Annotated in this window: 22 protein-coding genes and 3 pseudogenes; 14 read left to right on the forward strand and 11 right to left on the reverse strand. The window is 48.4% G+C overall.

What is annotated here, in order from left to right; all coding sequences use genetic code 11:
- The 4 genes from UF06_RS04780 to UF06_RS04795 form a co-directional block, all read left to right on the forward strand.
- Positions 1–683, forward strand: a 683-nt coding sequence (locus UF06_RS04780; RefSeq protein WP_045569429.1) for a transketolase C-terminal domain-containing protein, incomplete at its 5' end; no start/stop codon positions are given.
- Between the two features lie 149 nt (positions 684–832).
- Positions 833–1,708: a DUF4394 domain-containing protein gene (locus UF06_RS04785; protein ID WP_082069575.1), complete on the forward strand. Its 876-nt coding sequence runs from the start codon at positions 833–835 to the stop codon at positions 1,706–1,708.
- A gap of 17 nt (positions 1,709–1,725) precedes the next feature.
- Complete coding sequence (locus UF06_RS04790) at positions 1,726–2,334, forward strand: methylamine utilization protein (RefSeq protein ID WP_139046270.1); 609 nt, start codon at positions 1,726–1,728, stop codon at positions 2,332–2,334.
- Positions 2,331–4,691 carry an EAL domain-containing protein gene (locus UF06_RS04795; RefSeq protein ID WP_045569431.1) on the forward strand — a complete coding sequence of 787 codons (2,361 nt, stop codon included), beginning with the start codon at positions 2,331–2,333 and terminating at the stop codon, positions 4,689–4,691. The genes UF06_RS04790 and UF06_RS04795 overlap by 4 nt, the downstream gene beginning before the upstream one ends.
- A 93-nt stretch (positions 4,692–4,784) precedes the next feature.
- Here the strand turns inward: UF06_RS04795 and UF06_RS04800 are convergent, their stop codons facing one another.
- Positions 4,785–6,347, reverse strand: coding sequence for a PAS domain-containing methyl-accepting chemotaxis protein (locus UF06_RS04800; RefSeq protein ID WP_045569432.1), 1,563 nt, complete (start codon positions 6,345–6,347; stop codon positions 4,785–4,787).
- Between the two features lie 277 nt (positions 6,348–6,624).
- On the reverse strand, positions 6,625–7,302 hold the full coding sequence (locus UF06_RS04805) for a MaoC family dehydratase (protein ID WP_045569433.1): 678 nt from the start codon (positions 7,300–7,302) through the stop codon (positions 6,625–6,627).
- A gap of 478 nt (positions 7,303–7,780) precedes the next feature.
- On the opposite strand from UF06_RS04805, the gene UF06_RS04810 reads away from it, so the two are divergent.
- From UF06_RS04810 to UF06_RS04835, 6 genes are all read left to right on the forward strand, one after another.
- A complete protein-coding gene (locus UF06_RS04810; RefSeq protein ID WP_045569434.1) occupies positions 7,781–11,878 on the forward strand; it encodes a response regulator in 4,098 nt (1,365 codons plus the stop codon).
- A gap of 1 nt (position 11,879) precedes the next feature.
- The gene (locus UF06_RS04815) at positions 11,880–12,719 is read left to right on the forward strand and encodes a protein-glutamate O-methyltransferase CheR (protein WP_045569435.1); all 840 of its coding nucleotides are present in this window, start codon (positions 11,880–11,882) and stop codon (positions 12,717–12,719) included.
- A gap of 3 nt (positions 12,720–12,722) precedes the next feature.
- Positions 12,723–13,304 carry a chemotaxis protein CheB gene (locus UF06_RS04820; RefSeq protein WP_045569436.1) on the forward strand — a complete coding sequence of 194 codons (582 nt, stop codon included), beginning with the start codon at positions 12,723–12,725 and terminating at the stop codon, positions 13,302–13,304.
- 2 nt (positions 13,305–13,306) lie between these two features.
- Positions 13,307–14,317, forward strand: a complete 1,011-nt coding sequence (locus UF06_RS04825; RefSeq protein WP_045569437.1) for a diguanylate cyclase — start codon at positions 13,307–13,309, stop codon at positions 14,315–14,317.
- 225 nt (positions 14,318–14,542) lie between these two features.
- The gene (locus UF06_RS04830; protein ID WP_045569438.1) at positions 14,543–15,277 is read left to right on the forward strand and encodes an IclR family transcriptional regulator; all 735 of its coding nucleotides are present in this window, start codon (positions 14,543–14,545) and stop codon (positions 15,275–15,277) included.
- Positions 15,278–15,284: 7 nt separating this feature from the next.
- Positions 15,285–16,121, forward strand: a complete 837-nt coding sequence (locus tag UF06_RS04835) for an arginase (protein WP_045569439.1) — start codon at positions 15,285–15,287, stop codon at positions 16,119–16,121.
- A gap of 40 nt (positions 16,122–16,161) precedes the next feature.
- Here UF06_RS04835 and UF06_RS04840 read toward each other — a convergent pair whose 3' ends face one another.
- Both UF06_RS04840 and UF06_RS04845 read right to left on the reverse strand, forming a co-directional pair.
- Positions 16,162–17,445 (reverse strand): DEAD/DEAH box helicase, encoded by a 1,284-nt coding sequence (locus UF06_RS04840; RefSeq protein ID WP_039442993.1) that lies wholly within the window; start codon positions 17,443–17,445, stop codon positions 16,162–16,164.
- A 127-nt stretch (positions 17,446–17,572) separates the two neighbouring features.
- The gene (locus UF06_RS04845; RefSeq protein ID WP_045569440.1) at positions 17,573–18,562 is read right to left on the reverse strand and encodes a GTP-binding protein; all 990 of its coding nucleotides are present in this window, start codon (positions 18,560–18,562) and stop codon (positions 17,573–17,575) included.
- 147 nt (positions 18,563–18,709) lie between these two features.
- Between UF06_RS04845 and UF06_RS04850 the strand changes: the two genes are divergently transcribed.
- Positions 18,710–19,390 (forward strand): tRNA (adenine(22)-N(1))-methyltransferase TrmK, encoded by a 681-nt coding sequence (locus UF06_RS04850; RefSeq protein WP_045569441.1) that lies wholly within the window; start codon positions 18,710–18,712, stop codon positions 19,388–19,390.
- Between the two features lie 39 nt (positions 19,391–19,429).
- On the opposite strand, the pseudogene UF06_RS23725 reads toward UF06_RS04850, so the two are convergent.
- The 4 genes and pseudogenes from UF06_RS23725 to UF06_RS04870 form a co-directional block, all read right to left on the reverse strand.
- Positions 19,430–20,260: pseudogene (locus UF06_RS23725) on the reverse strand (outer membrane protein transport protein).
- Between the two features lie 146 nt (positions 20,261–20,406).
- Positions 20,407–21,510, reverse strand: a complete 1,104-nt coding sequence (locus tag UF06_RS04860) for a DUF3298 domain-containing protein (RefSeq protein WP_082069577.1) — start codon at positions 21,508–21,510, stop codon at positions 20,407–20,409.
- Between the two features lie 57 nt (positions 21,511–21,567).
- Complete coding sequence (locus tag UF06_RS04865; RefSeq protein ID WP_045569443.1) at positions 21,568–21,909, reverse strand: hypothetical protein; 342 nt, start codon at positions 21,907–21,909, stop codon at positions 21,568–21,570.
- A gap of 486 nt (positions 21,910–22,395) precedes the next feature.
- A pseudogene (locus UF06_RS04870) lies at positions 22,396–22,596 on the reverse strand (glutathione S-transferase N-terminal domain-containing protein); the annotation flags it as partial.
- A gap of 172 nt (positions 22,597–22,768) precedes the next feature.
- Between UF06_RS04870 and UF06_RS04875 the strand changes: the two are divergent.
- Positions 22,769–23,701 (forward strand): LysR family transcriptional regulator, encoded by a 933-nt coding sequence (locus tag UF06_RS04875; protein ID WP_045569445.1) that lies wholly within the window; start codon positions 22,769–22,771, stop codon positions 23,699–23,701.
- Between the two features lie 2 nt (positions 23,702–23,703).
- Here the strand turns inward: UF06_RS04875 and UF06_RS04880 are convergent.
- Positions 23,704–24,589: pseudogene (locus UF06_RS04880) on the reverse strand (SDR family oxidoreductase).
- Positions 24,586–25,200: a hypothetical protein gene (locus UF06_RS04885; protein WP_045569446.1), complete on the reverse strand. Its 615-nt coding sequence runs from the start codon at positions 25,198–25,200 to the stop codon at positions 24,586–24,588. The pseudogene UF06_RS04880 and the gene UF06_RS04885 overlap by 4 nt, the downstream one beginning before the upstream one ends.
- A 154-nt stretch (positions 25,201–25,354) precedes the next feature.
- Between UF06_RS04885 and UF06_RS04890 the strand changes: the two genes are divergently transcribed.
- Positions 25,355–25,909, forward strand: coding sequence for a TetR/AcrR family transcriptional regulator (locus UF06_RS04890; protein ID WP_045569447.1), 555 nt, complete (start codon positions 25,355–25,357; stop codon positions 25,907–25,909).
- Positions 25,910–25,925: 16 nt separating this feature from the next.
- Here UF06_RS04890 and UF06_RS04895 read toward each other — a convergent pair whose 3' ends face one another.
- Complete coding sequence (locus tag UF06_RS04895; RefSeq protein ID WP_045569448.1) at positions 25,926–26,150, reverse strand: DUF3820 family protein; 225 nt, start codon at positions 26,148–26,150, stop codon at positions 25,926–25,928.
- A gap of 76 nt (positions 26,151–26,226) precedes the next feature.
- On the opposite strand from UF06_RS04895, the gene UF06_RS04900 reads away from it, so the two are divergent.
- Positions 26,227–26,535 carry a cysteine-rich CWC family protein gene (locus UF06_RS04900; protein ID WP_045569449.1) on the forward strand — a complete coding sequence of 103 codons (309 nt, stop codon included), beginning with the start codon at positions 26,227–26,229 and terminating at the stop codon, positions 26,533–26,535.
- Positions 26,536–26,560: the final 25 nt, after the last annotated feature.

The following is a 26,560-nucleotide window of genomic DNA, read 5'->3' on the forward strand; positions in this document are numbered from 1 at the left end:
TGGAATACGCACGTAACGCAATGCGTATGGCGGCTCTGATGAAGATTCAGAACATCCAAGTGTACACGCACGATTCTATCGGCTTGGGTGAAGATGGCCCAACTCACCAACCCGTTGAGCAAATCGCGTCTCTGCGTCTAACACCAAACATGAGCACATGGCGTCCATGTGACCAAGTGGAATCAGCAGTAGCATGGAAACTGGCGATTGAGCGCAAAGATGCACCGTCTGCACTGATTTTCTCGCGTCAAAATCTGGCACAACAAGTTCGCTCTGCTGAGCAAGTGGCAAACATCGCCAAGGGTGGTTACATCCTAAAAGAGAGCGATGGCAAGCCTGAGCTTATCCTTATCGCGACGGGTTCTGAAGTTGAACTCGCAGTGAAAGCCGCTGAGCAGCTAAGCGCAGAAGGTAAGAAAGTACGCGTGGTTTCAATGCCTGCTACTGATACATTCGACAAGCAAGACGCGGCTTACCGTGAAGCAGTTCTGCCATCAGACGTGACAGCACGTATCGCTATCGAAGCGGGCATCGCAGACTTCTGGTACAAGTACGTTGGCTTCGACGGTCGCATCATCGGTATGACGACGTTTGGCGAATCTGCACCCGCTGACCAACTGTTCGAAATGTTCGGCTTCACGGTTGAAAACGTGGTGAACACAGCGAAAGAAATCATCGCTTAAACTTTCAAACTAAGTTCAATTAATACTAAGCCCTGCAAAATTATGTAGGGCTTTTTATATCCCCCCCACATCAATGCTTTACTTTTTTCTCTATAACTCTTCTATAGTTAGAGGTGCAACGAAGAACGACAAATAAGGAACATTCAGTTATGCGCAGCACGAAAGCCTGTCTTATCACTCTCTGTCTATCATTCAGTTTTCCTCTCTTTGCGGCAACATCAACAGCCGATTTACCCAACACAGTATGGGTGGTCGAAAACTATCAGCAACTCCTAAAAATCAATCCTCGCTCACCAGACACGATCAAAACCACTCTGCCAGTGCAAGGGTTAACATCGGGTGAAAATATCATCGGCATTGATTTTAGAGTTGCGCGCGGCGATCTCTATGCCCTGAGTAGCCAAGGACGCATTTTTATCATTAACCTCTCATCGGGTGTCGCAACGCTAGTTCCGGGCTCTAAACCGACTGAACCGATCAACGATGGGCATTGGGGGTTCGATTTTAACCCAGCAGCAGACAAGATGCGTGTGGTCGGAAAACAAAACCTCAATCTGCGCTTGCACCCAGACACTGGAGCAATTATTGATTTTGATGGTAAAACGCTTGGCACTCAAATGGATCCAAGGCTCACTTATGACCAAGGTGATGTCAACGCAGCTTACAAGCCAGATATTGTCGCCGCGGCCTACACTTACAACCAAAACAATGAAAAGCTCACCACCAATTATGCTATCGATAAGCAGCGCGGAACCTTGGTGATGCAAGGCACTATAGAAGGAGCAACGCCTGCCGTTTCTCCCAATCTTGGCGTGCTCTACACCATAGGTGGACTCGGTATCGAACCGATTCAGGACGCCTCGTTGGATATCAGCGATATTAATAATGTTGCGCTTGGCACCATCACCACATCAGCCAGCCTGCCAGTAAAGCTGGTAGTGATTGACCTTACGACTGGCCGAGCCGAGCTGCTTGGCCACTTCCCACGCGGTAAAACAATTACTGGATTGGCGATTGAGCCCTAACTTTTATGAGGTGTACCTTGTACAAAAGACAATGGTGGTTATCGCTGCTTTGCTTCGCAGTTGGTGTTGCACAAGCTGCTGAGATTCGGGTAGAAGTGCAAAATGCGACTGGTGAGCCGTTAGAAAACGCGGTGGTCTTTCTCAAATCAGAACGATTAAAGAGCCAGCTAAAACCGTTGAGCAACATCGAAATGGCACAGAAAAATCGTGCGTTTGTGCCCGGAGTGCTTGTCATTACCCAAGGAACTGCGGTTGATTTTCCCAATCGCGACACAGTCCGCCACCATGTTTACTCTTTTTCGCCAGCAAAAACATTTGAACTCAAGCTCTACATCGACAAACCAGAACAGCCCGTTATCTTCGACCAAGCAGGCGTAGTTGAACTCGGTTGTAACATCCATGACAGCATGCTGGCTTGGATATTGGTATCAGAAACGCCAGTCTATACACAAACCAATCAACAAGGTGAGGCTATTTTTCTCGATCAAATTCCAGAGCACTATGAGATTGATGTGTGGCATGCCAGCCTACCATATGGCTCACCGTTTGTGACTTCAAGCGTGACCGTCGATGCAGAGCCCATTTCACTTCGTATTACCATGCCAGATTCTGGAGGGAGATTGTGAGTCTAAACTGGGCATTTTTCCAAGAGAGTCTATCCAGGCGCTTTATTTTTATCACTTTGTTACTGCTGATTGCTGTGCAGGCCATCAGCCTTACTTTGGTTAATATAACCGTGGACAAACATGTTCGCGAGGAAATCAGACAGTCATTAGAAGTATCAAAACGCGTTTGGAATCAATTGCTGGCACAATCTAATTCCATGTTACAAGAGAGTGCAGAAGTGCTCGCTTCCGACTTCGGTTTTCGCTCTGCCGTCGCCACGCAAGATCAAAGCACCATTGCCTCCGCGCTGTTAAATAACGCCCAGCGCATCAACGCTTCCATCGCTATTTTGATTGATGCCAACTGGCAGCTCAAAGCCGCTTCATCCGAAGCTATCTTGCTTGACGACCCTTCGGTATACAAAGAGATTATCCAACGTTTTGACAAGCAAAAGCCCTTTCAGCTGATGATGTACAGCGGCAAACCGACCCAGTTTGTACTGGCTCCGGTACGTGCTCCGCGAGTGATCGGCTACGTTTTGTTGGGCTTCGATATTGACCAAGAACGCATCTTACAAGCTAGCCAACTGGCGGGGATTGAAATTGCCCTTCTCTCTTCATCAACAGGGGCACAAACCATCAATGTCGTCGCCAGTTCAGAGGCCATTGCTGACTATTTTCGTTCGCAAAACAGCACCATGGCACAAGACGAACACTCACTTCAGGATATAGTGATCAATCAAGAAGTTTTCATCAGTGGGGTAATCAGCGAACAGACCTCGACGCAACATTGGGTTCACGTGGTTTTCCTTGAATCTTTGCCAAAAGCCAGCGAGAAATTTGACCAACTTTCCACTCAATATCTGACGGTGAGTGGTGTTGGCATTATTATCTTCACTTTAGCCATTTTCGCCTTGTCTCACCGAACCATAAAGCCGCTAATTACCCTCACAGAAGCAACCGCTGAGCTAGAGAAAGGTAATTTCTCCTCTGAGATTGAGGGAACGGATCGCCCTGATGAGATCGGCCAACTCGCGCGGGGATTCGATAAAATGCGCAGTAGCATTGAGGAACAGAGAGAAACCATCACTCAACTGGCTTACTTCGATCCTCTGACCAGATTACCAAACCGTCTCAATTTTAAACAAAAGCTCAGCGAAGCAATGGCATCTAACACGTTTAGGCAAATTTCCGTTATTACGCTCAACCTCGATCGCTTTAAGCAAGTGAATGATGTTCTGGGCTATGAGGTCGGTGATCGGGTACTCAAAACCGTTGCCGAGCGTTTAAGTGATGCTTCACGTACGTCCCGAACCATGACGGCTCATGTAAGTGGTGATGAGTTTTCCGTGATGCTGGATACCTCCCAACAATTGCCTTTTGAGGCCGCTCAGCACCTTAAACACAGTTTGGATGATGCGTTTGAAATCGACGGAACGCAGATTGATCTCAGTGTCTCAATTGGCATTGCTTCTTGGCCAACAGACGCTGCCGATCCCGACTCGCTGATTCACGCCTCACAAATTGCCATGTACGCAGCGAAATCCAAAAAAGAGCAGATCGTGGTTTACAGCCAAGCCTTGGTGACGGCGGCTCCACAAAACTTATCACTGCTTTCTGAGTTGCGCCGAGCAGTGCGAGAAAATGAACTGCGAGTTTTCTTACAAGCCAAAGTGGACACAAGATCCGCGGTGGTTTCTGCCGCTGAAGCTTTGATCCGTTGGCAGCATCCCAGTAAAGGTATGATCGCACCCTATCAGTTTGTTCCTTTTGCAGAACAGACCGGTTTTGTGCGTGAAATTACTAAGTGGGTGATTAGAGAGGTCATTAGCCAGTGGCATCACGTGCAACCTCGGCAAGGACAGATGATCATCTCGATTAACTTGTCGACTTGGGATCTCATGACAGGTCAGCTACCTGCTTTTCTTGATTCACAGTTGAACGAATTCAAGGTACCAGCTGAGGGTATCTGTTTAGAAATTACCGAAAGCGCCATCATGGAAGATCCGAAGATTGCCCAACAAACCTTAAATGAACTCGCCGACATGGGCTTTCACCTTTCCATCGACGATTTTGGTACAGGATATTCGTCACTCGGCTATCTAAAACAGCTACCAGTCAATGAGCTTAAAGTCGATAAATCTTTTGTCCTCAATATGATAGAGAACAACAACGACAGAATTATCGTCAATTCCACCATTGAACTGGCGCACAATTTAGGGTTGCGTGTTGTCGCAGAAGGGGTGGAAACCCGCGAACTGTTTGATGCACTTGCGTTACTGCAATGCGATGAAGCACAAGGTTATTACATCAACAAACCGATGCCGATGGAGGAGTTTGTTGCTTGGCGTGACGAGTGGTGCGCTCAGCATACTTAACCTAACGATATGCACCAGTGTTCGCCTTTGTCATACTGGCCTAAAAAAACCCAGCCTGCGCTGGGTTTTATTGTGTTCAGCCATTCAGAACCACTATCGCTCTTGAAAACGCTCAGCTAGTTGATAAAACTCGTTTACTTGATCTTTGAGTTTCAGGCTATTTTCTTCCACGATGCGCGTGGCCGCCAAGTTTTGCTCGGCTGCGGATGCGATAGAGTGAATGTGCTGATTAACATCGCGCGACAGCGTGAGTTGCTTATTGGCCGAATCGGCCACATCTTCCATCAAGCTGTCCATGCTTTGCATCAATTGTTCAACTTCCGCCAGCCGCACGGCGCTTTGCGAGGCACTTTGAGAGCACGCTTCGGTCTGCTCGCGGTTGCTAATAATATCGCTTTGCCAGCCCTGAATCGTGCCCAGCATGTCATCAATGCTGGATTTGATCTGCAATGTCGCTTTCGATGTACGCCCGGATAGTGCTCGCACTTCGTCGGCCACAACGGCAAAACCACGTCCCTGCTCGCCTGCCCGCGCCGCTTCAATCGCCGCGTTTAAAGCCAACAAGTTGGTCTGCTCTGCAATTCCCCCGATCTCTTCCATCAGTTTGCTCACTCTTTCCGCTTGCTCACTGAGTTGATAAGTGGTCTGGGTCGCTTTTTCTGCTTGGCTACTCAAGCGATTCAAATTTTGCTGCGTGTGCTCAATGGTTGCTTTGGTTTGCGCACAACTTTGCACCGTTTCATCTATCAAGCCGTGCGCATTACGAGTGCTATCGAACACCGCATTGGCGGCTTGCTCCATCGAATCCGCGGCATCACGCACTTGACGAATGTCCGTCGCTTGCTGGCCAAGCGCTTGAGAAACTTCTTCCGTCGTCGCGCTCAACTCATCGGCCAAGTTTTGCAGCGGGCGAGCGGAGTCGGTCATTCGGCCCAAAATGGTTCGAATTCGCGCAGAGGCCATTTTTAAATGGAAATCGGCGACAGAAAACGGCGTGTTACCGGAATAGATCAAACGGCTCACACTATCAAACTTGGATTGTAACTTTTTTAGTTGGCTCGGCGTGTCGATCAACTCTTGACGAAACAGTAATCCCAGCGCCGCTGCCGGAAGCAGGTTCGCCAACCAAGCCAATAGGCCTTCAGCATGCAATGCATGGGCGAGCATCGGCGCGGACACTGACCCTAAAAGAATTGCGTAGCGTATGCTGTCACTCAGTTGTAATGACCACGTCCGGCCATTTTTTTCCGCACTGAGCAACGATTGATACGCTTTGGCGGCAATATTAACCCACTCACGTTTTGGCTTAACACGCACCGATTGATAACCACACATAACGCCATTGTCGTAAATTGGGGTGACATAGGCATCAACCCAGTAGTAACCGCCAGATTTAGTGCGATTTTTAACGATGCCACGCCAAGCTCTACCCTGCTTGAGATTTTTCCACATATCACCGAACGCGGCCTTCGGCATGTCCGTATGACGAACGATATTGTGGTTTTGCCCTAGCAACTCATGTTGCTGATATTCCGCAACGCGGCAAAATGCCTCATTGCTGTAGGTAATGACCCCTTTAAGATCGGTAGTAGAAACAAGCTGATCTTGTTCACTTAGCACTGTCTCATGAGCTGATTTCGAAAGACTGACTGACATAGTGGCACATCTTTTTTGTTGGAATAGTTGAACGCCGCAATTTATACACAAATATGAATAATATTACAAAGAGGGATTCGCATTGCTTATCAACAGCATGATAGCCGTCATTATTTTGTGGATTTAATTGATGAGAACTTTCTTACAAGCAGAAAAATGAGCTTTACAACAAAGTTTACCCTTGAAACTTATGGCAACAGAGTTGGGGCTTATGGCAATAGAAAAGGCCAGCTCAACAAGCTGGCCTTTTGGCATGGTTTAGATGCAGGTCTCTAAATTAGAAATGCAATTGAATAACCGAGACTACTACCGCTGCGGGTCGGCGCACCCCTTCGATCTCGACTTTGATTTCGCGTTCAATTTCAAGACCTTTTTTGACCGGTGTCACTTTAGTCAACACGCTTGAAGCACGTAAATTGTTACCCGCTTTGACTGGATAAGGAAAACGCACTTGGTTAAGACCAATGTTCACCACCATTTTCGCCGTCGGAAACAGCGGTTTATCCGCATCCACCGAATCGGTCAACTTGGGCAATAGCGCCAACGTCAGAAATCCGTGTGCAATGGTGGTTTTGAATGGCGATTCAGTGGCCGCGCGCTGAGGATCGGTATGGATCCATTGCATGTCTTCAGTAACTAAACCAAATTGGTTGATACGCTGTTGATCAACATGAATCCAGTCGCCAACGTGGATCACCTGACCAATTTTTCCTTGCAATTCATCGTAGAGTCTTTGCGCTTCTGCATTTAAAACAATCGGTTCCGGTATAGAAACTTCCTCGTTTACCGCAGGCTGCTGATGGTCGCGCACTTTTGAAAAAAGAAAGCTTCCTTGTGCTTTTTCCAAAAAGTCACCCCAATAATCGCGTAGCGTCGGGGACATCCAATTCATAAACTCAGTATGATGTGCAGACCATGCATCAACTTTGTCTCTAAAAAGATTTGTGACTTTCATAAAAAAACCTTGGTTAATGATTTGCCCAACTGGCTCAACCAGTTAATTTTGAAACACTTCACATATTGTTGCAAATACTTTCGGGCGAACAACTGTAATCCAAAAAGGATAAAATCATTAAATATCAATACATTAACAATAAAACATCATTTTATTTATTTTGCCGAGATAGAGTTAATACTCTATAAAATCGCCTTTTTATCGTTCTCCTACCTTAAAGGCAGAGAAGTCGCCATTTGCGCATATCTTCTTCCTTTAACTAGCAAGACAAGCTTGCAAGATAAGCGCCAAATGGTCATTAAGAGCAAGTGACACACCACTAAAAATCCAAACCACATATTGATTCATCCATCAATCAATATGTGGTTTGGCCATGTTAAAATCAGATCCTAGTCAACAGTCTGCTTAAGTCCATTTGAACAAGAAGGGAATATCAGAGAAACTGGTTTAATAAAAACAACTGATTAGTGATACCTTGATGATAAAGTTCGCGGACATTCGTATTCGTCCCAAGTTAATTGCCCTTTTAATCACGTTTGGCATTTTGCCTATGGTATGCGTAACGATTTTCAGTGGACGCATGGCAGGTGATGCGTTAATCGACAAATCGTTTGAAGAGCTACAGGCCATTCAATCGCTACGTTCCACCGCGATTGACACCTTTTTTAGCAAGCGACTGCTTGATATCAGTATGTTTGCTTCCACATCGGAAATGCTCGATTTTAGCCAGAAACTCAGTGAGTCCGTGACCACTGCATCGCAAAGTCAACTCGAAGAAACATTGCGGCACTTCGTCGAATCTTATGGCTATCGCGATCTGTTTATCCTTTCGCCGCAAAACGGGAAAATCCTCTACGCTTTGCGAGACAAGAGCCGTATCCGCACCATCAATCTCAGCTATGAGTCGAGCGATCCGGCCCTCGCCCGACTTTGGGCCAAAGAGCTGAGCCACCCGCGTGCACTTTTTACCGACTTTGCCAAAAGCAAGGCCGCGGATAATCAGTACGTCGCTTACTTTTCTGCGCCGATTTTGGACCAAGAAGGCAAGTTGATTGCCATTGTCGCCGTGCAAGTGATGCCGGAATTGGTAACCGAAATCGTCAATTCCCGTGTCGGCATGGGAGAAACAGGCGAGTCCTATATTATTGGTCTTGAACACGCGACGGATACATTCTCGCTGCGCTCAGATCTGGTTACGATGGGCAACGGCCTATATGTGGTTGGCTACAGACTCAGCAGTGGTGAGCCCGATTACTGGCGCGATGCGCAATCGGCGGGCGAGCGCGGCGGGCAAGGCATTTATATCGATAGCCTTGGCCTTCCGGTTCTGGTTACCTTCGATAAGTTGAGCATCCCTGGGCACGACTGGTATCTGATCTCCAAAATCAACCAAGACGAAGTCACCACTTCGGTTTATCACGTGTACCAGATCCTGCTGGCAGTCGGCGTGGCTTTGTTTGTTATCGTCTGCTTTATTGCTATCAAGTTTTCCTCGTCGGTTACTCAGCCTTTGCTCGAAAGCATGGGGTTTGCTCAGCGCATTGCCGAGGGCGACTTAGAGTCCGCGTTAACCATTGACCGCAAAGACGAGCTCGGCGAATTAAGCCGTTCACTCAACAATATGGCTTCGCAACTGCGCGACTTAGACTGGCTGAAATCTGGCAAAGAGATGTTGGACAATGAAATCCGTGGCGATCTCAGCCTCGATCTGTTGTCAGACAAGTTTATTGCTTTTTTTACCAAACACATGAATGCCCAGTTGGGCGCGCTCTATCTGTTTGAAAACGACCGATTGGAGCTGCACGCCTCCTATGCGTTTTCCGATCGCCATGGCAATTTCAATCAACTCAAACTCGGCGAAGGCATGGTCGGTCAAGCGGCACTCGAGCGCCAAGTGATCGCCTTTAACCATCTGCAACACAATGTGCCGAGCTACAATTTTGCCGCTGGGGAAACTATTCCAAGTCATTTTCTCGCCATCCCATTAGCGGTTGATGAACAGTTAATTGGCGTCGTGATGCTCGGTTCAAACCAAGCCTACAGCTCGATTCAACGCCGCTTTGTCGATGAGATCGTCAGCAATCTGGCCATTGTGTTTAACGCCACCAAAGCGCGTTTGGTGATTAACTCACTGCTACTGGAAACGCAGCAGCAGAAAGAGAGCCTAAGCAAAGCGAACGAAGAGTTGGAACAGCAGACTCAAGCGCTGCGCGCCTCGGAAGAGGAGTTGCAGGCGCAGCAGGAAGAGCTGCGCGTCACCAACGAAGAACTGCAAGAGCAAACCAAAGTGCTCAAAGAATCGGAAGCCGAGCTGCAAGCCCAGCAAGAAGAGCTACGCGTCACCAACGAAGAGTTGGAAGAGCGAACCAAAGCGCTTGAGCAGCAGCAAAACGAGATGAAAGAGAAAAATGAGGCGCTGCGAGAGGCGCAGCAAGTGGTGGAAGAAAAAGCCAAAGAGTTGGAAATCGCCAGCAAGTACAAGTCTGAGTTCTTGGCGAACATGTCGCACGAACTGCGCACACCGCTTAACAGTATTTTGATCCTCTCGCAGTTGTTCGCCAACAACAAAGACGGCAACTTAACCGACAAACAGATCGAATCGGCTAAGGCAATCAACTCATCGGGTTCTGATCTGCTCTCTTTGATTAACGAAATTCTCGATCTTTCCAAAGTTGAAGCTGGGAAAATCGACTTGCATATTGAGGATGTATCGCTTGCCAGCATAGAGCAGGATTTGTTGCGCCTGTACAAAGAGATAGCCGACGACAAAGGGCTCGATTTCCAAGTCATCTGTGCCGGCAACTTGCCCGCGAGCCTTGAGAGTGACTCGCAGCGACTGCAGCAAATTCTGCGCAATCTACTCACCAACGCATTCAAATTCACCCATGAAGGTGCCGTGACGCTGAACATGGCTCATCCGTCACAAGAGCTGGCAAAACTGCTCAACAAGCCACGTGAAGAGTTAATCGCATTCTCAGTACGCGATGACGGCATCGGCATTAAGCAAGATCAGCAAGTGGCGATTTTCCAAGCCTTCCAGCAAGCCGATGGCAGCACCAGCCGTAAATATGGCGGCACAGGGCTCGGCTTGTCTATCTCCAAAGAGCTGGCCCATTTGCTCGGCGGTCGTATTCATCTTAAGAGTGAAGAAGGAAAAGGCAGCACCTTTACCGTGGTGTTCCCGTTGAAATACACCGAAAAGGCACGTAATGAGATGGAAAGCTTGCCGCAGATTAGCCTCGCGCCACTGGAAATCACCGAACGCGATGCGCCAGTAGAAGCGCAAGAACATGCGGTGGTATCCACACCCGCGCCGCAACCGCCCATAAGTGTCGAGAAAGCAGAACCCGTTCTCAGCGCCAGTGACAGTTATGTGGAAGACGACCGACAATCGATTGTCGCCGAAGATCGCACCTTGTTGATCATTGAAGATGATCGCGCGTTTGCTGGTGTCATGCGTGATTTTGGCCGTGAGCGAGGCTTTAAATGCATTGTCGCCGAAACAGGTGAAAGCGGCTTGCACTTTGCTCAATACTACAACCCGAGCGCCATCATTTTGGACATTGGCTTGCCCGGCATCGACGGTTGGACCGTGATGGAGCGTCTCAAAGAGAACCCAGAAACGCGCCACATTCCAGTACATTTCATGTCGGCCAACGACGCCAATTTGGATGCGCTACGTATGGGCGCGATTGGCTACCTCACCAAACCGGTCGATATGAAAAAACTCGAGAAGGCGTTTGGCAATATTGAAGAGATTATCTCCAAACCCGTGAAGCGCCTTCTGGTGGTGGAAGACGATGCCATACAACAAGAGAGCATTCGCCAACTGATTGGCGAAGATGACGTGCATATTGTTACCGTGCCAACGGGCGAGAAAGCGTTGAGTGAGTTGGAGTCGGCACGTTATGACTGCATGGTGCTGGATTTGGGCCTTGAGGATATGACCGGTTTTGAGCTACTGGAGCGTATTCGCCGCAGCGAAACAGCGGCGCGCGTCCCCATTATTGTGTATACCGGGCGCGAGTTGAGCAAAGAAGAAGAGAAAGAGTTAAACCGCTACGCCGAGAGCATCATCATCAAGGGGGTCAAATCTCCTGAGCGCTTGCTGGATGAATCCGCGCTCTTCCTTCACCGCGTGGAAGCCAACCTGCCGAGAGAACAGCAAGGTATGTTGCGCGCAGTGCACAATAAAGAATCGGTTCTGATCGGCAAAAAAGTTTTGCTGGTTGACGACGATATGCGTAATGTGTTTGCTCTCTCCAGCATTTTAGAAGACAAAGGCATGGATATTGTCATTGCCCGAGATGGTTTGGAGAGCCTAGATAAGTTAAAAGAAAACCCGGATATTGATGTCGTATTAATGGACATCATGATGCCAAGGATGGATGGTTACGAAGCCATGGAAGAGATTCGTAAACAAAAAGTTTACGAAAAGCTGCCAGTGATCGCGCTGACGGCAAAGGCGATGAAGGGCGATAGAAGTAAGTGTATTGAAGCAGGTGCGAGCGATTATCTCGCCAAGCCAGTCAATACCGATAAGTTATTGTCAATGTTGCGAGTATGGTTGTACTGAAATGGAAAGCGTGACTGATCTTTCAAACGAACAATTAGAAATTCAACTGCTGTTGGAAGCGATCTATCGCAAATATGGCTATGACTTTCGCGAATATTCGCTCGCTCATACCAAGCGACGACTCGAATATCGACGTGCGATTGAAGGCATGTCGAACTATTCGCAAATGCAGCACAAAGTCATCAACGACGCGCGTTTTTTTGATCAAATGCTGCTCGATCTCTCCATCAACGTCACGGAAATGTTCCGCGACCCTTGGTTCTACAAAAAGGTTCGTGAGCTGATTATTCCTCATTTGCAGACCTATCCGTTTGTCAAAATTTGGCATGCGGGCTGTTCAGCAGGTCAAGAAGTCTACTCGATGGGCATCATGCTGGAAGAAGAAGGGATGAAAGATCGTGCGCAAATTTACGCGACCGATTTCAACGAAGCCATTTTGGAAAAAGCCAAAAAAGGCATCTATCCGATGGACTTGGTCCGCCAATACACCGCCAACTACCAAGCAGCGGGGGGCAACGCATCTTTCTCTGACTACTACATTGCCGACTACGACAGTGTGATCATGAAACTCGCGCTGCGCGATAAAATGTTGTTCACCCCACACAACTTAGCCACCGACGGTGTGTTTGGTGAAATGAATGTGATTTTTTGTCGTAACGTATTGATTTATTTCAACAGAGAGCTGCAAAACCGCGTGTTTAAACTTTTCTACGACAGCTTAGTACCGGGCGGTTTTCTCTGCCTCGGCTCGAAAGAATCGCTGCGTTTTTCTGATATCGCGGACAAGTTTGATTTGGTCTCAGAAAAAGAAAAGATTTATCGCAAGAAACGGATTAGGTGATACATGAGTTGTCGTGGCCACACATACAGCGCAGTTGTTATTGGCGCATCCGCAGGCGGCCTTGCAGCCGTTGGAGCGGTATTGCGTCAGTTGAAGGATTCATTTTGCTTACCGGTTTTGCTGGTACAGCACATTAGTCCCTCGCCAGAAAGTTACATGGCCACGCACTTTGACAGCAAAAGCCACCTGAGCGTGCAAGAAGCCGAAGACAAACTGCCCATCCGCCGCGGCAATATGTACATCGCTCCGCCCAACTACCACATGATGGTAGAAGTCGATGGCTGTATTGCACTTTCAGTCGATCCACCTGTGAATTATTCACGGCCATCGATTGATGTGTTGTTTGAAACCGCCGCCGATTATTATGGCCCATCGTTGGTTGGTGTGGTATTGACGGGCGCGAATTCCGACGGCGCGCTTGGGCTGAAAAAAATCAAACAAATGGGCGGACTGGCCGTCGTTCAATCCGTCGAAAGTGCCGAGGCGCAGGCCATGCCAGCCGCCGCGATTGAAACGGCCAATGTCGATCATATCCTCCCTTTGGACGAAATTGGTCATTTCTTAAATTCTCTATGTGACTGTTAACCATGCAAGATAAAGCAACCATACTCATCGTTGATGACAAAATCGAAAACCTACTCACGCTAGAAGGCCTACTGGACGCTTTTTCGGTAAACGTAGTCCGTGCCACTTCCGGCGAAGAGGCCCTTGCCCTAACGTTAGACTACGATTTCGCGCTGGTACTACTGGACGTACAGATGCCAACCATGAATGGTTACGAAGTGGCAGAGTTAATGCGTGGTAACCGCAAAACCCGTCATATTCCGATAATTTTTGTCACTGCGGCTTCGAAATCCGAAGAACACATCTTCCGTGGTTACGAACACGGGGCGGTAGACTATCTGTTTAAACCGTTGCATCCACTGGTGTTTCACAGCAAAGTGCGCGTTTTTGTTGAACTGTTTGAACAGCGCCATGCCCTGAAAAAGAAGACCATGGAGTTTGACCAAAAGCTCTCTGAGCTAGAGGAGTTGCAACAGCAGTTGGAAGAGACCAACGAACAACTGTTGTTGCTCTCGACCACCGACAGCCTCACTGGCCTGCACAATCGCCGCCGCTTTGAAGAGATCTACACCGACGAGTGGAATCGAGCCCTACGGTCAAATACCTCAGTATCGATGATCATCTTCGATATCGATCACTTCAAAATGTACAACGACTCTTTCGGTCACCAGCAAGGGGATGAATGTTTGCGTATGGTCGCAGAGGCAATTCGCGATATGAAGTTACGTTGTCTCGATAAGGTCGCGCGCATTGGCGGTGAAGAATTTGCCGCGATTTTGCCTGAAACCGATCTTGAAGGCGCGAAACACGTGGCGGATCGCATTCGCACCACAATAGAAGCACTACGCATCAAACACAGTGAGAATGCCAGTTACCCCCATGTTACTGCCAGCCTCGGGATTTGCTCTATGGTGCCGCAAGCCGACGGCAACATTAGCCTGCTACTGAAAAAAGCAGACGAAGCGTTGTACAAAGCCAAACGCACTGGGCGTAACCGCATTGCCGAAGCTTGCCATACAGAACTCGTTTCGTAGCGCCTCGCCACCTGCTTGGTGCTTATCACACTTTACATTCAGGGGAACATTCGTTCCCTTTTTTGATCTTTAGTAAATACCTTTTACTCGCCTAACGCTCTTGCTTTCTGAACACGGCTCAAATCCAATTCTCACATATCGAGAAATAGTAAATTAAATTTCATTCCTTTTCTTAACCAATAAGAATTATAGTTGTGTTATGAATTTGTACACGTTAAAAATTGCATGAAAGAAAACAAGATGAACGCCAATCAGGTTAACGAAAAAACGTTACAACTGCTGATGCAGGTTGCGGTGAACGACGAGCCGGTTTCAGCCAAAACTCTAAGTGAACAATTGAACGTTCCGCTCAGCAGCTTGTATCGCCATTTGAAATTACTCAAAGAGTGGAACCTGATTGAAGAAAGCGCCCATGAAAAAACGCTGATTGTTGGCCCCGCTGCGCTTCTGTTGATGCGCAGCTATCAAACCCGCCAGCACAGTCTTGAATCGGTGGAAACGATATTAGCGCGTTTACAACATCAGACTGGAGAGCTCGCCGCTTACATGGTGCCTGTTGGGTATCGCGCTTTGTGCGTTCGTCAGAAAGAGAGTATGCAGGCGCTGCGATGTAGCTACGTCCAGGGTCAAAGTCAACCACTACTTCGTGGCGCCTCATCCAAAGTGATGCTCGCTTTCATGCCGCAACAACGATGCGAACGGATTCTCCGCTATTTCGGTCAAGAACAGCGACTAGAGAAATGGCAGGAAGAGCTCGACACCATTCGCCGTAACGGCTACGCAGTGAGCACGTCGGAGATTGATCCCGGGGTTTCTGGTATCAGTGCTCCGGTAATGAAAGGAAGTAAACTGATCGGCGCAGTCACGGTCATGGCTCCAGCTCACCGAGTGGATGCCGACAAGCAACGAATCATTTTACATGTTTTACAGGCAGCGAGAGCGCTCCCACCAGAAAGGTAATGCCGCCATGTTAAGCTTTTTCAAACGTCATCAAAAAGCCAGTGTGATTGAACATCATCACTCCCCTTTTACGTATCTCACCTTAAGTGAGTTGGTGAAACCCATGACAATCGTCGAGTTTGAAACAGCGCAACAGAGCCTAGAAAACGCCAGTGAATGGTTATATCAGCTCAACGAACGTAAAACGGGTAGCGACTGTGACAATTTTTCTCGCAAAGACGTGGAAAACGGCAACTATCAGGAAGCGCTAAGCCGAGTGCTTTCACGTCATGCGATTCCAATTGTTCTTACCAATTGTGCGGAGAGTGTACTCTCTTCAATGCCTGTGCTCTTTAGCGGCAGTGATGAAGTTGGGTTGGTCAATTTGAGCCACAGCATGGGGCTCAAAGCGACCTTGGACGTGAAACTCGGCACCGCTTTTCACTTTGCCCTCACTCGCTATCACAACACCCGGGCCTTTTTCGTTGGCGTGAACGAGAGCCATACCAGCAGCGCAGTTTGGGAACACGCCGAAGATCTCGGTTGCAATTGGCTGACAGAGAAAGAGTTCACGTTCCGTCATCGCAACGATTGCAAAGAGCACTTGGGCAGTTTTATCGATCACTGTGACCGACTGGTGATCTCGATTGATTTGGCGTCGATTGTTGCCAAAGCCAGCATTGAAGATTGCCAAGCGCTCGACATGCAAATGGTGATGCGCACTTTGCGCCAATGTTTACTCTCCGGCAAAACCACCTTTATCCAAATTGTGGGCGATCGCGATAAGCTCATCTACTCACGCGAATGCAAAAATATGCTGGAAGAGTTAGATCAGCTCACCGATTTGCTCCACCATGCGGCATAAAAAAATCACCCGTTTGGGTGATTTTTTATTGAGGGCTAAATTAACCGCGACGCGCTTTCAAACGTTTGACCATCGCTAAGCGACGTTCTGCCGCGGCCTGATCGGTCGGCTCGTTGGCGTTGTTACGTCGACCTTGACGATTTTTAAACGACGGCTTGCTATTGAGTTTGTCGATGTACGCGGTACGGCTTTTCGGCTCGTATCCGGCCAGTTCAATGCGGCGGATCTGCTGCTTAATTAAGTTTTCCACCTGAATCACCGTCAGCTCTTCTTCGCGATTGACGAAAGAGACCGCATGACCTTGTTTGCCCGCACGGCCGGTACGGCCAATACGGTGCACATAGTCCTCAGCCAAGAACGGCATGTCGTAGTTGACCACGTGTGGCAAATCTTCGATATCCAATCCACGCGCGGCGACATCGGTCGCGACCATCACGCGCACTTTGCCCGTTTTGAACTCTTCAAGCGCGCGACGACGTGCACTTTGCGCTTTGTCGCCGTGGCAAACTGTGGCTTTAATGCCGTCCAGTTTCAGCTCTTGCACAATCTCGTTGGCGGTCTCTTTGTAGTTAACAAACACCAACACCTGCTGCCAGTTTTTACGGCCAATCAGTTCCGACAACAACTCTGTTTTGCGTTCTTGATCAACCGGATACAGTACATGTGCAATGGTGTGCGCGGTGGTATTTTCACGCTCAACGGCGATGCGTTTTGGCTTGCGTAGAATGTCTTTCGACAGCTCGTTAAGCTGGCTTGAGGTCGTGGCAGAAAACATCATGATCTGCGGATTGGTGTCCACGTCGAGAAGAATCTTGCGTACCGCACTGATAAAGCCCATATCCAGAATGCGGTCCGCTTCATCAAACACCAGAAATTCGATATTGGCGACCGTCACATTTCCCGCTTCGATGTGCTCTTCCAAACGTCCTGGCGTCGCCACTAATATATCGACGCCATTTTCTAAAGCACGTTCTTGGCTCGACATTTTACGACCACCAAAGACCGCCGCTACCGTGAGGTTGGTGTATTTGGTATAAGCTTTGATGTTGTCCGCGATCTGCTCGGCCAGTTCACGCGTCGGCGCAAAAATCAGCGCTCTAGCCGATTTACGCGATGCCGTTTTACTGCTGTCGAGCAATTGCTGGATCAAAGGCAGAGAGAAAGCGGCGGTTTTGCCAGTCCCGGTTTGCGCAGTGGCAAAAATATCATGGCCACGACGGGCAACAGGAATGGCTTTTTGCTGAATTGGGGTTAGCTTTTCATAGCCACACTCTTCGAGCGCTTTCACGACTTCGGGAGCAAAACCTTGAGATGCAAATGACATGGAGCGTTTCCTTAAACAGACAAAAAGTTAATCGCGTAAACAAATGGCCGAGCATTCTACCTGAAAGCGAGTGATATATCTCACGATATTCGACAATTCACTGAAAAAACTTCAGTGTCGACTCTGCTTACTCGGCGTGGGCACCGCATAAACGTAGCAAAATCGCCTCAAGTTCGTCCCAAGGCATCCGTTGTGAATCAATCACCTCAATACGCGATTCAAATCCTTCCAACGACATCTGGTTGACCGACAGCACACCATTGGCGCGATTAAAGGCGTAACAGCCTTGATCGGTGTTGATAACCGCTTTAACACGCTCTGCGGTTAAGTCAGTCAACATAGAAAACAGTTGGTCAAAATTAAACCGATACTCTGCGCCAATTAGCCAGCCACAGCTGAAGTAGCCTTGCCCTTGATTCTCTTTACGCACATACGCCTGCCCCGGCTGCAACTGAAACTGCGGCTCCATGTCTGCGTGATGGTGATGATGCGCTTCAATATGCGTCGATGCACTGCCATACACGCGCTCAATGTCGAGCACTTCCAGCGGCAGCTGTCCATCGTGGATTAACTTGCTAAACACTTTCGCTGGCGTTTGATCGGTCAGCCAATCATTAAATACGTCAATATCGTGGGCATGGCACAAATCCACCTTGCTACCAATCACCACATCGGCGCAGGCAAGCTGGTCATTAAAGTTCTGATTAATGGTGTATTTTTCATCGCTGAGATTGCGAGGGTCCACCAGCGCAATCGTCGCTTTGAGATCAACGTATTCTTGATACTGCGCCGAGGTGAGCGTTGCAATCACTTGTTTTGGATGGCCCAGTCCGGTCGGTTCAATCAGCAAGCGATCAGGATTTTGCCTTAGCAATGCGGTGATCCCAACGCTCATCGGCACTCCAGCGGTACAACACATGCATCCGCCGGGGACCTCTTTAATCACAGCGCCGCTTTCTGTCATCAGCGCGCCATCAATGCCGATTTCACCGAACTCATTCACCAACACCGCCCACTTTTCATTGGCCGGTTTATTTTCGAGCAGATTGAGAATCGTGGTCGTTTTGCCGACACCGAGAAAGCCAGTAATAATGTTAGTTGGAACCCGCTTGGCCATAGTCTTCTCCAGAAAATACAAGGTTTAGGCGGCTATTTTACTTTTCATCCAAGAAGTTGCACCTCTTTTCCACGCATTTCACTTCTCAACCGATGGCAAAAACCACTACAATCGCCCGCTTTGAGTCCCGCCTTTATCGGAGCGAAAATGAAACTGAGTCAACGCATGCAAACTCTGCAATCCATGGTGAGCAACGAGTATGACCATATTTGGGATTGTTGCTGCGATCACGGCTATCTGGGGCTTGCGTTGCTGCAACAGACACAAAGTGCCAAGGTGCATTTTGTCGACATCGTGCCGCAGCTAACAGAAAAAGTGAGGCAAACGCTTGAAGCAAACCACACGGCTCAACGCCATCGCTGGCATGTCGAGTGCGTTGACGTTGCGCAGTTGCCTTTGGAAGGTTTTGCAGGCCGACATTTGGTGATCATTGCCGGTGTTGGTGGCGACTTAACACTGACACTGGTTGAGCAAATTTGCCAGCGACACCCGCAAGCCGAGTTGGAGTTTCTGCTCTGCCCGGTGCATCATCTGTACATGCTGCGCCAAGCTCTGCGTCGCCTTAAGTTTGGCCTGATTGACGAAAAGCTCATTGAAGAGAATCGCCGCTTTTACGAAGTGTTGCACCTATCGCGCCAGCAAGATACGCATCGAGAGCTTTCTGTCGTTGGGGATTCCATGTGGTCTTGCGCGCCGCTGGATATCGCCAAACGCTATCAGGCAACCACTGTCGCGCATTATCAACGCTTGCAGCGCGGCCATGGTGAGGCCATGTCGGCGGTTGTTCAAGCTTATCAGCGCGTACAACTGAACGAAGTTGTACGCTAACTTGGCATAGGCTCGCTACCATCAAGCGTTGCTATCGCATTAGAACGTGCGGTTGTACTGTAAGCCAAAGAGAACTGCATTGGCACGAGTGGTGGCCGAGATACGGGACAGCTCAATGGGTCCGGCATCCGTCACTTCATCGGCTTGCACATCCTCACCGATCAAGTAAGTCAGACCGATATCAATATTGGACTGTTGATCAATCTCGTACGTCCCGCCAATGGCATAGTGCCAAGCATCTTGCCAGTTGTAATCATTGAGTGTGGTGGTCGTGCCATTGATCTTGGCATCCAACTTATCAAAACAGCTCCACCCGGTGTATTGAATACTGTAGTGAAGCGCGAAGGGGGTTCTTTGATTCTATGGTAGCCCGAAAACTCGGCCATATTAGGCAGCAGCATGTAGAGTGTGCCGTTGCTGTCTTTGTCGCCGGAGTACTCCACATTCCCGTCCGCTTCAATTTCCGGGCTGTATCGATAGGAAAGACCAAAGCGGTTATTTTCGTCCAGCTCAAAAACGGTTCCAAGATTAAAGCCGACCCCAAGCAAACTGTTCGTTTACTGGGATGATCACATGGACATTAGGCGCAACCGATACGCTTCCGGCATCGTCAAACGATTCTGCCGGGTTACCATTGTATTGCACATCTTCCGCTGTAATGTCTGTGGAAATGATTTCAAACCCCAACGACAAGGCTGTTTCATCAAACAGTGCCATCGCGGCAGGGTTTCGCGCCATAACCGAGGCATTGTCCGCGATAACGGCATCGCCGGAAAAAGCTCGACCAATTCCGGTGGCCGACTGAGCATTAAGTTGAAATCCGGCTGCCATCGTTTGACCAGATGTTAAAATAACTTTATTTTCAATAATTTAAAGTAATATTCGCGTCACTTTAATAAGCCAATAGCAGTGAAATATAGCTCTACTCTGCTCTTATTCAGCAGCGAAACACTTGTTGAGAACATCGTGTTGATTTCAGACTCAATGAATGTCCTCGCCACTGTGAGTATAAGCCGTCACTTCACTTCCAGAACGCCAGTCTCAATAGCCAAACTCGGCCTTAAGGCCAACTTTCGATCCGTCGGCGCGCCGAAAAAATATTGGTATTGATCTTTTGTCATATATTTTTGCAAGATCAGCAACGGGATGGTTAAGGAAGGCTCTCCATTGGAATAGGGCGCAATAGCGTAAGCTGGGTATTGAATGTACAACCCGTCGGAGCGAATAGTGAATGCTCCGGTTTCCTTGAAGTAAAAAATAGCCCCAGAGACAGAAGGGGCCGGCAGGTAACCCTCGTCAAGCAGTTCACTGGCCACTCGTCGATAGATATGCTGCTCCAGAGCTTGATTGTCGCCAAAAATATCTTGCCAACTCAGTAGAGCCCGCTTATTGGTATCAATACTAAGCAGGGTTGGTTCTCCGTTTCCATGGGCTCCACCAGAATACGCCCAATGGTAGACTTGCAGAGATACCACGTTGTTATTGACGTACACCAGCGTTTCTGAGTACCGATGTTCGCTTGAAGTCGATTCAGGGCAGCCCTCCACTCGGTCTTCAACTTTCGGCGCTTTGAGGGGAGAGATGCTTTCTAGCGTTTCTAAATGAAACCCCAGCAACGAATCCATCGGTTCTCTTTCAAGAAACATCTCATCGTGACAAATTCGGCTTTGCTGATCGAATGAGAGAAATGCTTTTGTTTCTATGTCGTACCATTTACTCGTGGATTGCACCGAGGCGGGTTGATCACGAAGCTGGCGTAGCTGCTCATAGCGGGTCTCGTAAAACGTGGCTAAACAGTGAGTGAGCTCGACACCCAAAAGCTTGTCGCAAGCCTTGTCTCGCTGCTTCAACCACAATCTCTGTTGAGAAGTCAATTCCTCCTTCAGAAAGTAAAGGCGGGGCGTATTATTGCGGATTTCCTGATAAAGATAGCCTAGCCTGCTATCCTCTCGAGAAAGTTCTTCGTCAGCACAGAGCATTTTTTCAATCGCTGTACGCGCCTTCCCACAGTCAAAACTGGTAGCCAGAGAAGGGGCGCTAATCAAAAAAAACATGGCAGTGAACACTCGGTGTTTCATAATAGACCTTTCAAAAAAAGGGGGGCTATCCATAATAGTCATAGTAGCCGCTGTGCACTATTCTTCCCGACTGTGGCAGCGGCTCTTACCCTTATAACCTTAGCCATCTACCCCATACGATTCGTCTTCATGTGTTTCCTCTTCTGTATCCATGTTTGGATCCACTTCTTGCTCAACGTCATTGGCGCTATCCTCTCCATCCTGCTCTTCATCCTCACTCATCATAGGAGAATTTGGATCCAGCGGATCCGAACCACTGTCGTACTCTGCCTTATTACTGATACCATCACCATCCGCATCTCCTTCAGGGTTGTAGTCTTTGTCTCTGCTGTTGGGAACCCCATCGCCATCCAAATCAGCGGCGTCTGCACCAACCAACTTATTGGTCATAAGCCGAGACTGCACTTTGACAGAAAAGGGGGCAGTTTCAGCATTGCTCATTGAAATCGAACTCCCCAAGATTACTCCCAAAAAAAGGACTAAAATGGGTCTTCTTGCCTTTAGTATCCGTTTTTTCATTTTGACTACCTATTAAAATAGAGATATGCAGCTCATAGTGTTAGCTGAGCGTGCTATACATCGGGTTCCTCTTTCAGTGCTATTCCAACTGTGTTTTTCCCACTATCTTGCTTGTTTTTGTGAGGATATAAGGATACAGCTGCACTGATATATTGCATTTACATTGCTGTATAGGCGCATCGGGAGTCGCCCAGCGTCATCAGTATCGGGAAGGACAACAATATTATCAACGAAACCCATTGTTCCACTCGGTTGTCCTATTTTTGCGTTCATTTAATGAAGTTGGTCCAAATGAGCTCACGGTTAGAGTACTTAGTCGACATTGTGTTTTGAGTTACACCCAAAATAAACCTTAAAACTGTGGAAGTTCCTTTCAACCTAAAAAATACGTGATATCAGTTAACCAGATTGGATAATGTCTAAACTCTCTGCGATGGCGACCCCATTGTCTTTAACCAGCACAGGCACTTGTTTACTGCCTACCAGTTCAGTGGTGGTTTTATCGTCATCATAATCGATGGTTTCGACTTCAAGCTTGAGGCCGAGCATACCAGCGACGAAGCGGACGCGGGCACTAAATGGGCAATGTTCATAGATGTATAATTTCATGTTTCTTTCCTAACTCTTTTGGGGCGATTCACGCACAGAGCCACTGGCCTAGCGTTTGGTCCAATGATGTCGATGCACCATAGTTGAGCCAGTATATTCATTCGAAAGAATTTGATAATTTACCGTTTATTAAATTCATTATTTAGAATTTCCAAACAATCAGGAGACTCCATTGGATAAATTTGCCGACATGACGATGTTTGCCAGCATAGTCAAAAACCAAGGGCTTGCCGCCGCAGGCAGAGAACTCGGGCTCTCCCCCGCCACTGTGACCGCGCGCTTACAAGCACTGGAAGAGCGTTATGGCGTGAAGCTGCTCAATCGCAGTACCCGCCATCTCTCACTCACCGACTCCGGTGCGACGTATTACCAAGCATGTCTGGAGATCCTTGAGGCGGTCAAAGCAACAGAAAACCTGCTGCAAACCGGCAGTAAAGAGGTGCGTGGCACGTTGAAAGTCGCCGCGCCGAAAGACATTGGCAAGCAGTACATCTACCCGATTTTATCGGCCTTTTGCCAGCGCTATCCTCAAGTCGTGCCCTATCTCTATCTCAATGATAACTTGGTGAATATTGCCGAATCAGGTATCGATGTGGTGGTAAGGTATGGCTCACTGGCCGACAGCAATTTGATCTCCCGCCGCTTAGCGGCCAGTCAGCGCGTACTGTGCGCCTCACCGGAGTACTTAGCCAAAAAAGGGACGCCGGAAACGCCACACGATCTCGCTCATCATGATTGCTTGGCGATGCTACGCAGCAACGAGGAGCTAAAAACTTGGCACTTTCAAGCCAGCGAACAGCGCGATGCCATTACCATAGTGCCAAAGCGATTTTCTGACGATGGGGAAGTGATTCGGCTCTGGGCACTGGATGGCGCAGGCATTGCGCTCAAATCGATTTTGGATGTGCAGGAAGATATTCAGCAAAAGCGCCTTGTCACCGTACTGGATGACTATATGAAAAACTTCAACACGTCAGCAGCCAGTTTGAGCGCCGATCTCAACGTGATTTACATGAGCCGCCAGTACCAACCCAAACGCATTCGCTTGTTTCTCGATTTTCTCTTTGAGCACTTTGCACAGCAGATACCGTCTACCCCAGAGTGAAACTACTGTGAGTGAGCGGCATGGTGGGTTTGCTTTGCCAGCAAGCGATAATGGTCCTTTAGATGGTGGCAACCATAGCGCGGTGCGATGGCATCTTTGCCCATCGCGGCAAGGAAAAATTCGAACGGGCCAGCCCATTTTTCGGGCAGATGTTGCGCAATCACCAAACTCGTGCGGCGCATCCAATCAGGCAAATGAGTCAGCTTGGCTTCGCGCTCTAAGGCGTCAAAAGCCAGTTGCGCAATCTGCTTGGCGCTCAGTACGTCAGGGGCACCGACATCAAGCTCTTGCTCAGTGCACGATATGGCCTCTAGGCAAAAGCGCGCCAGATCCGCTCCATGGATCGGGTTGAGTTTCAACTCACCTTGACCAAAAAGATAGGCGCGTCCGCTTTTTGCCATATAATAAATCTCCTCCAGATCAGAAAAAAAATCCATTGGGACGAATCACACAAGGCGTAACAGTGGTCGAACTAAGAAGCCGTCAAGCAAAACGTTCTTTGGCATTGAGCAAGCGAACCTTTGGAAACTGCGCTGCATTAAAGGCCGATACATAGATGAATTTTTTCACGCCAGCACACTCAGCTTCCAGCAGCAAGTTGAGATTCGCGCCGTAATCAACATCTGCATAACTCAGCCCATCACGCTGACGGGTGATACCCAAACAAGAAATCACCACCTCCACGCCATCGCAGATGCCTTGCAATTGCTGCGCGTCGGTTACCTGCGCTTGGACAATCTGCGCGTCGTCCACCCCCAACTGCTGCAATTTGCTTCGGCTCCTAGCCAGCGCTTTGAAATTCATCTGCTGCTCAATCAGTTGCTTTACGATGTGTGAACCTAAATAGCCCGTTGAACCAGCAACGAGAATACGCTGGGAATTATTCATTCTCTTTCTCCTGACGAAAGTTCTGTCTCTGGGCGATACGGCTCCTCTTTTAGTATGTGACTGACCAGCAACTTGAGGTAAAACAAGTGAAGGAACCACTCCATGCCTTCGGCTGCACTAAACACATACAGGCAAAGCAAAATACTTAGTGAGTAACAGGCCAGTGCCACAGGTCGCTGCAAATAGAGCGGCATGAGCAAAATGGTGATGCAGGCAAGCAACATGTATCCACCGACTGCCGCTATCCAAAGCAGATCGAAAGAGAAAAATGCCCAGCTAAACAGCGATAACTGTACAAAGTGCGAGGCAACAAAAAGCAGATGTTGCTTAAAACCTTGACCTTCACGGTGATACCAACGTTTGGCGCTTGAGGTGGCATTGGTAATGATGCCACCGACAATATCCGCGCTGAGAAACCCAGCAATCAGATACTGCGGCCAGCGCCAATCCAACTGTGCCCAATAGGCATACACAACGATGGCGAGCCCTGCTAACAAGGGCAAAGAGTACTGCAATTGCTTTTCTGCGTTGGTTGCACCAGGGCCAATAAATTTCTCCATTGCACCCGAAAAACCCGGTTTCACGTCGGGGACATTCCAATCAATTTTCATCGCCACCTCCATTTTGGACCACTTGGTCTTTTTTAAATTAGAAGGTTTTTCATACAAGGTAAAGTCATTTTTGACCAAGTGGTCCAAATAAAAATCGCTGTGTTATACTGCGCAACAGCAATGGTGAAGAAAAGTAAACAAGCAAGGAACAGAGATGCCAAAGATCATTGACCATAACCAGCGCAGAGAGGAGATCGCGTTAAGATCTGCTGAACTATTTCTCGTTCATGGCTACAAGAATATCGGTATGCGCCAGCTCTGCGACCAACTTGGCATGAGCAAAAGCGCGCTCTACTACTATTACAAAAGTAAGAATGAGCTGTTTCGCGCTGCCACAGAAGCGATTGTGAACTTTGATAGCGATGCCATCGCTCATCGACCTTCGGCCGAGCAGGCAACGCCAGCACAACGAGTCGAAAACTTCCTGCTGATCATGCAGCAAATTGCGCCAAGATATTTTCAAGAGTTAAAACTGGTCTCCGATTACATTGATGTTATCGGGCAAGAGCACATTGCCGACGACGAATGTATGAAGCTTGCAAACCAGAAATACCTTGCCATGCTCGGCCACTATGTCTCCAAAGAGCTCGGCGAGACGCTATTTACTCTTTTACTCGGCCTGCTGAATCACCAGCTTTTGATTGGTAGAACATTAGAAAGCAGCTACATAACCAAGCTGGTTAGCAGCATCTTAAGACAAGGTTTGTAAGGTGGGAGCGCAGTTATCACGCTCGATTGTCTCGCTTCAACGGCTTTACGACCGTGTCTAGCCCTTCGATTTTTAACGCCAAGCAAAGCTGTAGCAGTTGGCCTAATTCCCCTTCAGGAAATCCTTTGTTGGCAAACCAGAGCAAATAAGCTTCTGGTAGATCGATCAGCATTCGCCCGGCATATTTGCCATAGGGCATCGGCATACGCGCCAATTTCAGTAAGTTCTCTTTTTCCAGCATCGCGTTTTTATCCTGTCTTTGCTAAACAACAAAGATTATCATTGTGCCCCTTTGCAACCAAGGTGAAAAACAGAAGATGAAATCAGCGTGTATCGGCGCATGCAAAAATAATGGCGGGATTTGCCAAGGCTGCCACCGCACCATGCCGGAGATTGTCAATTGGGCATCCAGCAGCGATCAGCAAAGAGAGCACATTTTGTCACAACTTGCAGGCCAAGAGGCCACCCATCAATGTCCAAGTTGCAGCCAACCGAGCCATTGTGACATCAGCGCGGGCAAATCGACCTGTTGGTGCTTCGACTTAGAAGAGAGAGAAATGGCCATCGAGTTACAAGGCAAAGGCTGTTTGTGTCGCCGCTGCCTTGAAAAAACACCGCTCGTCTAAAGCCAGAGAGCGGTGTGTATTCTAT

The sequence above is a fragment of the Vibrio sp. S234-5 genome (assembly GCF_000960595.1).
Taxonomy (GTDB): Bacteria; Pseudomonadota; Gammaproteobacteria; order Enterobacterales; family Vibrionaceae; genus Vibrio.